Annotated in this window: 7 protein-coding genes; 1 reads left to right on the top strand and 6 read right to left on the bottom strand. The window is 70.0% G+C overall.

What is annotated here, in order from left to right:
- The 6 genes from MFF30_RS00770 to MFF30_RS00745 all read right to left on the bottom strand — a co-directional run.
- A partial coding sequence (locus MFF30_RS00770) for an FAD-binding oxidoreductase (protein WP_238275309.1) occupies positions 1-1,364 on the bottom strand: 1,364 nt, incomplete at its 3' end.
- A 109-nt stretch (positions 1,365-1,473) separates the two neighbouring features.
- Positions 1,474-3,084 (bottom strand): ABC transporter ATP-binding protein, encoded by a 1,611-nt coding sequence (locus MFF30_RS00765; RefSeq protein WP_238275307.1) that lies wholly within the window; start codon positions 3,082-3,084, stop codon positions 1,474-1,476.
- A 2-nt stretch (positions 3,085-3,086) separates the two neighbouring features.
- Positions 3,087-4,508 (bottom strand): M20 family metallopeptidase, encoded by a 1,422-nt coding sequence (locus MFF30_RS00760; RefSeq protein WP_238275305.1) that lies wholly within the window; start codon positions 4,506-4,508, stop codon positions 3,087-3,089.
- Positions 4,509-4,550: 42 nt separating this feature from the next.
- Positions 4,551-5,504, bottom strand: coding sequence for an ABC transporter permease (locus MFF30_RS00755; RefSeq protein WP_238275303.1), 954 nt, complete (start codon positions 5,502-5,504; stop codon positions 4,551-4,553).
- Complete coding sequence (locus MFF30_RS00750; protein ID WP_238275302.1) at positions 5,501-6,415, bottom strand: ABC transporter permease; 915 nt, start codon at positions 6,413-6,415, stop codon at positions 5,501-5,503. Before MFF30_RS00750 ends, MFF30_RS00755 begins: the two co-directional genes overlap by 4 nt.
- A gap of 247 nt (positions 6,416-6,662) precedes the next feature.
- The gene (locus MFF30_RS00745) at positions 6,663-8,189 is read right to left on the bottom strand and encodes an ABC transporter substrate-binding protein (protein WP_373320811.1); all 1,527 of its coding nucleotides are present in this window, start codon (positions 8,187-8,189) and stop codon (positions 6,663-6,665) included.
- A gap of 152 nt (positions 8,190-8,341) precedes the next feature.
- On the opposite strand from MFF30_RS00745, the gene MFF30_RS00740 reads away from it, so the two are divergent.
- A complete protein-coding gene (locus MFF30_RS00740; protein WP_238275301.1) occupies positions 8,342-9,250 on the top strand; it encodes a LysR family transcriptional regulator in 909 nt (302 codons plus the stop codon).
- Positions 9,251-9,254 lie beyond the last annotated feature (4 nt).

Here is a 9,254-nt window from a genome sequence, read left to right as displayed (position 1 = left end):
ATCAGGCGCAGGCGCTCGGGATCGGAATAGCGCACCAGCAGGTCGCGCTTGAACCGGCCGATGCCGTACTCGGCGCTGAAGCTGCCCCCGAGTCCGATCGCGGCGGCGTAGAGTTCATGGGCGAAGCCGGCCTCGACCGCGCGGGTGAAGTCGAGGCGATCCCGGCCGGCCGGCACCACGAGGTTGTAGTGCAGGTTGCCGTCCCCGACATGGCCGTAGACGGAGAGGCGCACTCCCGGCATCCGCTCCGCCAGGAGCGCGGCACCCCGGTTGAGGAAATCCGTCAGGCGCGAGACCGGCAGGGCGATATCGTGCTTCACCGAGCCGCCGGCATGCTTCTCCCCCTCGGGGATCGTCTCGCGTACCGCCCAGAAGGCCCGGCGCTGCGCCTCCGACTGGGCCAGCACCGCGTCCTCCACCCAGCCGCGCTCCATCAGCATCTCTAGGCAGCCCATCAGCACGTCGTCGAGGGGGATACGCTCCGAGGAGGCGGTGAGTTCGAGGAGCACGGCGCCGCCGGGGCCCGCCTTCAAGCCGGTCTCGGCGCCGCGCATCTCGGCCACGAGACCGAGGGAGGAGGCCGAGATCAGCTCGAAGGTCGAGGCGAGGTCGGAGGTCTCCCGGCGCACCAGGGCGGCCATCTCGGGGATCGGCGCGTCCTCCGCGAGTTCGAGCCAAGCCGTCGCCCGCTGCCCCTGCGCCGGCCAGAGCTTGAGCACCACGCCCGTGATGATGCCCAGCGTCCCTTCCGCGCCGATGAAGAGCTGCTTGAGGTCGTAGCCGACGTTATTCTTGCGCAGGGTCCGCATGTCGGAGAACAGCGTTCCGTCCGGCAGCACCACTTCGAGGCCGAGCACGAGGTCGCGGGCCATGCCGTAGCGCAGCACCTGCAGGCCGCCCGCATTGGTGCCGAGGTTGCCGCCGAGGCGGCAGCTTCCCTCCGCCCCGAGGCTCAAGGGCAGGAACAGGCCCTCGGCGTCCGCCGCCCGCTGCGCATCCGCCAGGATGCACCCTGCGTCGCAGGCCAGGGTGAAGTTCAGGGGGTCGACGGCGCGGATCCCCGTCATCCGCTCCAGACTGACGACGAGTTGGCGCCGGCCGGGCTCCGGCGTCGCCCCGCCGACATAGCCCGTGTTGCCGCCCTGAGGCACGAGACCGAAGCCGTGGCGGCGGGCGAGCCGCACGAGTTCCTGAACCTCTTCGACGCTGCGCGGGCGCAGCACCGCCGGGGTCTCGCCCTGCATCAGGTCGCGCTGGTCGCGGGTGTAGCGCGCCGTCATCGCGGGATCGGCGAGGACCCCGCTCTCCCCGAGGAGGTCCCGGAACGGGGCGAGGTCGTGCGGGTCCGGCGCGGTATCCGTCATGGTTCGGGGCTCTTCAGGTGTTGGCCGGAGCGGTCCGGCCGTCGGGGAGCGACCATGTCGCGCCGGACCGGCCAAAGGAAGTCCCGGCCTTGCGATCCCCGACCGCCTGTCAGGCCCGCCCGGCCAGCAATCCCGGCACGGCGCCCAGAAGATCGCGCGTGTAGGCATGCTCGGGTGCGCGGAACAGCTCGGCGGTTGGCCGCATCTCGACGATGCTGCCGCGATGCATCACGGCGATGCGATCGCAGATCTTGGCGGCCACGCGCAGGTCGTGGGTGATGAACAGCATCGCGAGGTTCAGGCGCTGCTTGAGGTCTTCCAGGAGGTCGAGCACCTGGGCCTGGACCGAGACGTCGAGGGCCGAGACCGCCTCGTCGGCCACGAGCACGTCGGGCTCCATGGCCAGCGCCCTGGCGATGCCGATGCGCTGGCGCTGGCCGCCCGAGAAGGCGTTGGGGTAGCGCTCGGCGGCGCTCGGGGAGAGGCCCACGAGGTCGAGGAGTTCGCGGGCCCGGGCGCGGGCCTCGTGGCGGGGCGTGCCGTGCGCGATCGGACCGGCGGTGATGATCTGCTCGACCGTGCGGCGCGGGTTGAGGGACGCGAAGGGGTCCTGGAAGATCATCTGGATGCGCTTGCGCTCATCGCGCAGGGCGCGTGGCCCGAGGGCCGTGTAGTCAAGGCTGCCGAGGCGCACCGTCCCCCGGTCGGGTTCGATCAGCCGGATCGCCAAGCGGGCGGTGGTGGACTTGCCGGAGCCGGATTCGCCGACGAGGCCGAGGGTTTCGCCGCGCCGGACGTCGAAGGCTACTTCCTTGACCGCCGCGACCACGCGCGGCTTGCCGAACAGGCCGGCGCGGCTGGTGTAGGTCTTGGTCAGGCCTATGGCCGACAGGGCGAGGGGCGCGGCCTCGCGGGAGGCGCGCGCCGGCGGCACCAGGCTCGGCACCGCCGCGAGCAGGGCCTTGGTGTAGGGGTGCTGCGGGTCCTTCAGCACCGCCTCGGCGCTGCCCTGCTCCACCAGCCGGCCGCGCTGGAGCACGGCGACATGGTCGGCGATGTCCGCCACCACGCCGAAATCGTGGGTGATGAACAGGACGCTCATCCCGCGCCGCCGCTGAAGGTCGCGGATCAGCTTGAGGATCTGCGCCTGGGTGGTGACGTCCAGCGCCGTGGTCGGCTCGTCGGCGACGAGGATGGAGGGTTCGAGGGCGAGCGCCATGGCGATCATCGCGCGCTGGCGCTGGCCGCCGGAGAGCTGGTGCGGGTAGGCCCGCACGATCTGGGCCGGGTCGGGCAAGCCGACCTCGGTGGCGAGCGCGATCGCCCGGGCCCTGCGCTCGGCCGGCGTGAGGAGGCCGTGCGCCTCGAACATCTCGGCGATCTGGTCGCCGATGCGCATGACCGGGTTCAGGGCTGTCATCGGCTCCTGGAACACCATGGCGATGCGGCGCCCGCGAAGGCTGCGCCAGCCGCGCTCGTCAAGGGTGAGGAGGTCCTGGCCCTCGAACAGAATCTCGCCGCCAACGGGCTTGAGGGCCCGGGGCAGCAGGCCGGTGAGCGCGTAAGCGCTCATCGACTTGCCCGAACCCGATTCGCCGACGACGCAGAGGATCTTGCCCGGCATCAGGTCGAGGGAGAGGTCCTCGACGGCGTGGGGCCGGTCCGAGCCCTTCGGCAGCGCCAGGGTGAGGTTCCGGATGCGGACGACGGGCTCGCTCATGGTCAGGCTCCCTTGAGGGCTTCGCGCCGGGCCAGCACCGCCGGCCCGGTCTCGGCGAGGTCCCAGTACAGGCCCGCCATCAGCATCAGGGCCTCGCGCGAGGGCGGGCCCAGGAGGTGCTCGTCGGGGCCGTGCTGGAGGCAGGCCGGGTAGGAATGGGGCACCCACAGGGTGGGCAGGCCGAGAATTTCCGAGAAGGCATCGTTGGGCAGGGAGCCGCCGAGATTCGGCAGCAGGGCCGGACGCTTGCCGGTGCTCTCGGCGATCGAGGCCAGCGCCCAGTCGACCCAAGGATCCTCGACGGGAAGACGGGTCGCGCGGAAGACCTCGGTGCGGGCGGCGCGGACCTCGACCATCGGATAGCCGTGCGCGTCGAGATGAGCCCGCAGGGCCGGCAGGATCGCCTCCCAATCGGTGCCGACGACGAAGCGCAACTGAAGCGTCGCCTTGGCGGTGGGCGGCACGGCGTTGAGGGGGCCGTCCGGGTCGCCGGTCTTGAAGGCCAGGACTTCGAGGGTGTTCCAGGCGAAGACCCGCTCGGCGGCGGTCAGCCCGGGCTCGCCCCAATCCGCGTCGATCGCCGGCGCGGTCGGATCGGTGCCGACGGCGATGTCGGCCAGCGCCGCGCGGACGTTGTCGGGGATCGCGGGCGGGCGCAGGGCGTCGAGCAGGATGGTGCCGCGCCCGTCGACGAGCGTGGCGATGGCGTTGGCCAGCACCGTGCCGGGGTTGCGCAGGAGGCCGCCCCAATTGCCCGAATGGTGGCTGCCCGCGCGCAGATCCAGCAGCATCTCGAAGGTGAAGCCGCCCCGCGAGCCGAGGAAGATGGTCGGCCGCTCGGCGCTCACGCGCGGCCCGTCCGACGCGATGAGCACGTCGGCCTTCAGGGCCTGGGCTTCCGCCCGGCAGAGGTCACGCAGGCCCGGCGAGCCGGCTTCCTCGCCCATCTCGATCAGCAACTTGGTGTTGAAGCCGAGGCGCCCGTCGCGCGCCTCCATCACCGCCGCCAGCGCCCCGAGGTTGAGGATGTGCTGGCCCTTGTTGTCGGCGGTGCCGCGCCCGTACCAGCGCTCGCCCTCGATGGTGATGGACCAGGGATCGAGACCTTCGCGCCACTGCTCGGGGTAGCCCCGCACGGTGTCGCCGTGGCCGTAAATCAGGACCGTCGGCAGGTCGGCACCCTCGATCCGCTCGGCGATGAGGAAGGGCCCGTGCGTGCCGTCCGGGTTGTCGAGGAAGCGGCTGGCAAAGCCCAGCGGCGCGATCAGGGGCACGAGAAAGTCGGCGAGATAAGCGCGCAGCTTCGGCAACTGCCCCGAAGTCTGGCTCTCGGTCGGACGAGCGACGGCCTCCTGCAGGACCTTGAGGAAACCGCCCTCGTCGTAGTGGCGCGCGGCGCGCGCGATCGCATCGTGTCGGGACATGGCTGCACTCGGGATGGGGTTGGGTCGGATGCGGAGCGGCGCTCAGCGCCGCCCCTCGGGGGCGGTGACGTCGCGGATGCCGTCACCCAGCAGGTTGATCGCCAGGACGAGGACCAGCAGGGCGACGCCCGGGATGGTGATGACCCACGGCTGGAAGAACATGTACGGCTTGCCCTCGGCGATCATCAGACCCCAGGAGGGCAGGGGCGGCTGCACCCCAAGGCCGAGGAAGGACAGGGCGGCTTCGAGCAGGATGGCGTGCGCCATCTCCAGGGTCGCCACCACGATCAGAGCATTGAGGATGTTGGGTAGGACTTCTTGGAACAGGATGCGGGCCGGGGAGAATCCGGTGGCGCGGGCCGCCGCGATGAAGTCCTGGTCGCGGATCTGCCGGGCCGCCGCGCGGGTGACCACGGCGAAGCGGTCCCAGAGCAGGAAGCCCAGGACGAGCACCACCACCTTCAGCGAGCCACCGACGAGGGACGCCATGGCGAGCGCCACCAGCACCACCGGCATGGCGAGCCGCGTGGTCACGATGTAGCTCACCACCGCGTCGACCCGGCCGCCGAAATAGCCGGCGCAGATGCCGAGCGTGGTGCCGATCACCCCCGAGATGGCGGCCGCCGCGATCCCGATGAGCAGCGAGATCTGGCTGCCGTAGATCAGGCGGCTGAGGTAGTCGCGCCCGAGCTTGTCGGTGCCGAGCACGTGGTCCCAGTTGCCCTTGGCCTGCCAGATCGGCGGGATCAGGCGCCGCGAGACGTCCTGCGCGTAGGGATCGTGGGGGGCGATCAGCGGGGCGGCCAGCGCGCAGAGCACGATGGCTCCGAGGAGACCGGCGCCGATGAGGAAGCCGCCGTGGTGGAGGCCGCGCCGCAGCGCCAGGGCGGTGGGCGAGCGGGCGGCGGGGAGCGCCGCCGCGGTGTCGACCGGGAGGGTCGTCGGCGTCTCGGGCAAGCCGGCGGAGATCGGGGAGGCGGAGGGCTGGAGGGTCATTGGCGCAGCCGGGGATCGAGGAAGGCGTTGAGGAGGTCGGCGGCCAGCGTCAGGGCGATGTAGATCATCGCCAGCACCAGCACGATCGCCTGCACCACGGGGAAGTCGTTGCGGGCGATGGATTCCCAGGCGAGCTGGCCGAGGCCCTGGAGCGAGAACACCGCCTCGATCACGATGGAGCCGCCGAGCATGAAGCCGAATTGCACGGCGGCGAGCGCGATGACCGGGATGACGGCGTTGCGCAGGGCGTGCCGGATCAGGATTTTTCGCGGTGGCAGACCTTTCGCCCGTGCCGTGCGGACGTAATCCGAGGCCAGGACTTCGAGCATGCCGTTGCGGGTGAGCCGCATCACCGCCGGCATGGCGTAGTAGCCGAGCGCGATCGCCGGCAGCACGAAGTGCTTCCAGGTCGTGTTGCCCGAAACCGGCAGCCAGCGCAGGTTCACCGAGAAGATCATGATCAGGGTCAGACCGAACCAGAAGCTCGGCATGGCCTGCCCCAGCACCGAGACCGAGAGGGCGGCCCGGTCGATCCAGGTGTCGCGCTTGACGGCGGCGAGCACCCCGAGGGGGATCGCCACGAAGAGCGCCACGGCGAGGGCCACCACCCCGAGGAACAGGGTGATGGGCATGCGCGCCGCGAGGAGGTCGATCACACTCTCTCGGAAGTAGAACGAGTTTCCGAAGTCGAGCTGGATCGCCCGGGCGGCCCAGGCGAAGAACTGCGTCAGGAGGGGCTGATCGAGCCCGTACTGGGTCCGGATCGCCTCCACCTGCACGGAGGTCGCCTCCGGCCCCGCGATAGCGGTGGCGAGATCGCCTGAGAGGTGCAGCAGCATGAAGCTCGCCACCGACACCGTCACGGCGACCGCCAGGGCGACCAGACTTCGTTGGATCATGAACCTGAGCATGGCCGGGTTCCTTCGTTCAATTGCGCCAATCGCGACGCGGCCTCCCTCCCCAGCGGATCTCGGGCCTGCCCGAGATCCGTCGTACTTTTGGGGAGGCGTTGGGGGTGGGGCGGCTCCGCCAACCGCCGCACCAAGAGGGTCGTCCATTCACCCCCATTCCTGACCTCTCCCCACAAGGGGGAGAGGGACGCGGACTGCTTGCAGAACCGCGATGGCGCCCGCCCTCAAGCCGTCGCCGTTCGACCCCTCACTTCCACGACGCCGCGTAGAAGCGCGGCAGTTCGTCGGGCTGCGCGGTGAAGGCGAGGTCCGTGGTGAAGGCGTAGTTCGTCGAGTAGGAGAACATCGGCAGGGCATAGGCCTGACCCGCGATGCGCTTGAGGGCTTCCGAATACTTCGCTTTGCGCAGCGCCGGATCGGTGGCGCCGTCGCCGGCCTGGAGGGCCGCGATGGTCTCCGGGTCCTTGGTCAGGTCCTCGTCGCCGCCCTTGAAGTACACGCCCGTGAAGGCCGAGACGTCGAGCACCGAGAACGAGCCCCAGGTCTGGAAGGCGATCGAGACCTTGCCGCCGCGGATCAGGTCGCGCAGGGCCGCGTAGCGAAGGTAGTTCAGGCGCGCCTTGATGCCCACCGCGCGCAGGTAGCCGATCACCGCCTCCGCGTAGTCGCGCTCGCGATAGGCGCCGAGATCGATCTCGAACCCGTCCGGATAGCCCGCCTCCTTGAGGAGCGCTTTTGCCTTGGCCGGATCGTAGGCGTAACGCGGCACGCCTTCGTCGGTGCAGCCGAATTGGTCGATGAAGCAGGCCGCGTTCATCACCCGGCTGCCGCCGCGCACGAGGTTGTCGACCATGGCCTTGCGGTCGATGGCGTAGGAGATCGCCTGGCGGACGCGCACGTCCTTCAAGGGCGAATTGGCGGCGGCCCGCCCCAGGGTGTCGAACTGCAGGAAGCCGACCCGCATGGTCTCGGCGCTGAGCACCGCGACGTTCGGCGCGGCCTTCAACTGGTCGGCCTGGTCACTCGGCACGCGCCAGATCCAGTCGATGCCACCGGTGACGAGCTCGGCCATGCGGCTGTCGGCGTCGGGGATGACGCGGAATTCGAGCTTGCCGATCTTTGGCGTACCGATCGGGCTGCCGGGCCAGTACTTGGCGAAGCGCTCCATCTTCACGCCGCGCCCGTTCTCCACCGCGGTGATGCGATAGGGACCGGTCCCCACGGGCGCCTTGGCGAAGCCGTCGAGGCCGACGCGTTTGAAGTAGGCGGCGGGAAAGATCGGGGTCGGGCCGGCGAGGTATTCGAGCGCCGCCGGGAAGGCGGTCTTCAGATGGATACGGACTGTACGGGCATCCACCACCTCCGCCGACTTCATCCAGTCGACGTTCTGCTTCGTGACCGTGCGGGCTTCCGGCGTCAGCACGTAGTTGAAGGTGAAGGCGACGTCCTCGGGCCCGAACGGGTCGCCGTTGTGGAATGTCACGCCCTCGCGAAGGGTCAGTTCGAGGGTAACGGGGTCGACCCATTTCCAGGCGGTGGCCAGCATCGGCTGGTACGCGCCAGTTTTCGGGTCCCGGTAGAGCAGGGTGTCCCAGACGTTGCGGGCCAGGATGACGCCCTCGCGGGCACTGTTATGATACGGGCTGACGTTTTCCGGCTCGGTGTCGGAGGCGTAGACCAGGGTGTCGTTCGCCTTGCCGGCGAGTGCCGGGACGCTGGTCGCCAGCATCAGCAGGGTGAGCGCGGTGCGCGCCGCAGAGCCGTGTCGCGTCATGATCCCGGGTCCTCTCGCTGTTCACGCAACGGCATCGCGCCGCTTGCATCCGTCTGCCGCTTTTTTTGTCGTGCCAGGATGTTGTGCATTTTGCATCGCAACAAGTAGAATTTAGCGATTGCTGCCGTGCCGTTTCGGCAATGGAGGAAGATATGCAAGTCGCGAGCCTGCGTTATTTCCTGGCGGTCGCCCGCACCGGCTCGATCGCGGCGGCCTCCGCGCAGCTGAACGTCGCCGCCTCGGCGATCAGCCGGCAGATCGCCAATCTCGAGGCCGAACTCGACTGCGTGCTGTTCGAGCGTCGTCCGCGCGGCATGGTGCCGAGCCCGGCGGGCGAGCTTCTGGCCGCGCACGCGCACCAGACCCTGATGCGGGCCGAGCAGGTCGCGGCCGAAATCCAGGAATTGCAGGGGCTTGCGCGCGGCTTCATCCGCATCGCCACCTCGGAGGGGTTCGCCCTCGATCTCCTGCCGAACGCGATCGCGGAGTTCCACGCCGCCCATCCGGGCATCCGCTTCGAGGTGCAGATGCTGCCCCCCGCCCAGGTCACGCATGTGGTGGCGGCGGGTGATGCCGATATCGGCATCACCTTCGCGCTCGCCCCATCGAGCCTCGTCGCGGTCGCGTACGACAACGCGGTGGAGATGGTGGCGCTCAGCGCCCCCGATCATCCCCTGGCGCGCCGGCCCTCGATCCAGCTGAGCGACCTCCAGGCCTATCCGATCGCGGTGCCGACCCTCGACACCACCGCCCGGCGGGTCTTCGACGCGGCCTGCCTCGCGGAGGGCATCACCATCGAGCCGACGCTCACGGCCAACATCCTCTCCGCCCTGCTGCCCTTCGTCCGGCGGACGAAGGGGTTGGCGCTGATGTCGGCCCTCTCGGTGCAGACGCCGGTGCGCTTGGGCGAACTCGTCTGCATCCCGGTGCGCTCGCGGGCGAGCCTGACGCGCGGCATCCAGGTCCAGGTCATGCGCGACCGCCGGTTGCCGCACGCCGTCCAGGCCTTCCTGCGGCAGCTGGTGGCGGCCCTGCCGCCAATCGAGCCCGGCGGCCTGTAACACG

The organism is Methylobacterium goesingense (genome assembly GCF_022179225.1).
GTDB lineage: Bacteria > Pseudomonadota > Alphaproteobacteria > Rhizobiales > Beijerinckiaceae > Methylobacterium > Methylobacterium goesingense.
The sequence above is the reverse complement of the archived record's forward strand: the minus strand, read 5'-3'. Positions and strand labels throughout refer to the sequence as shown.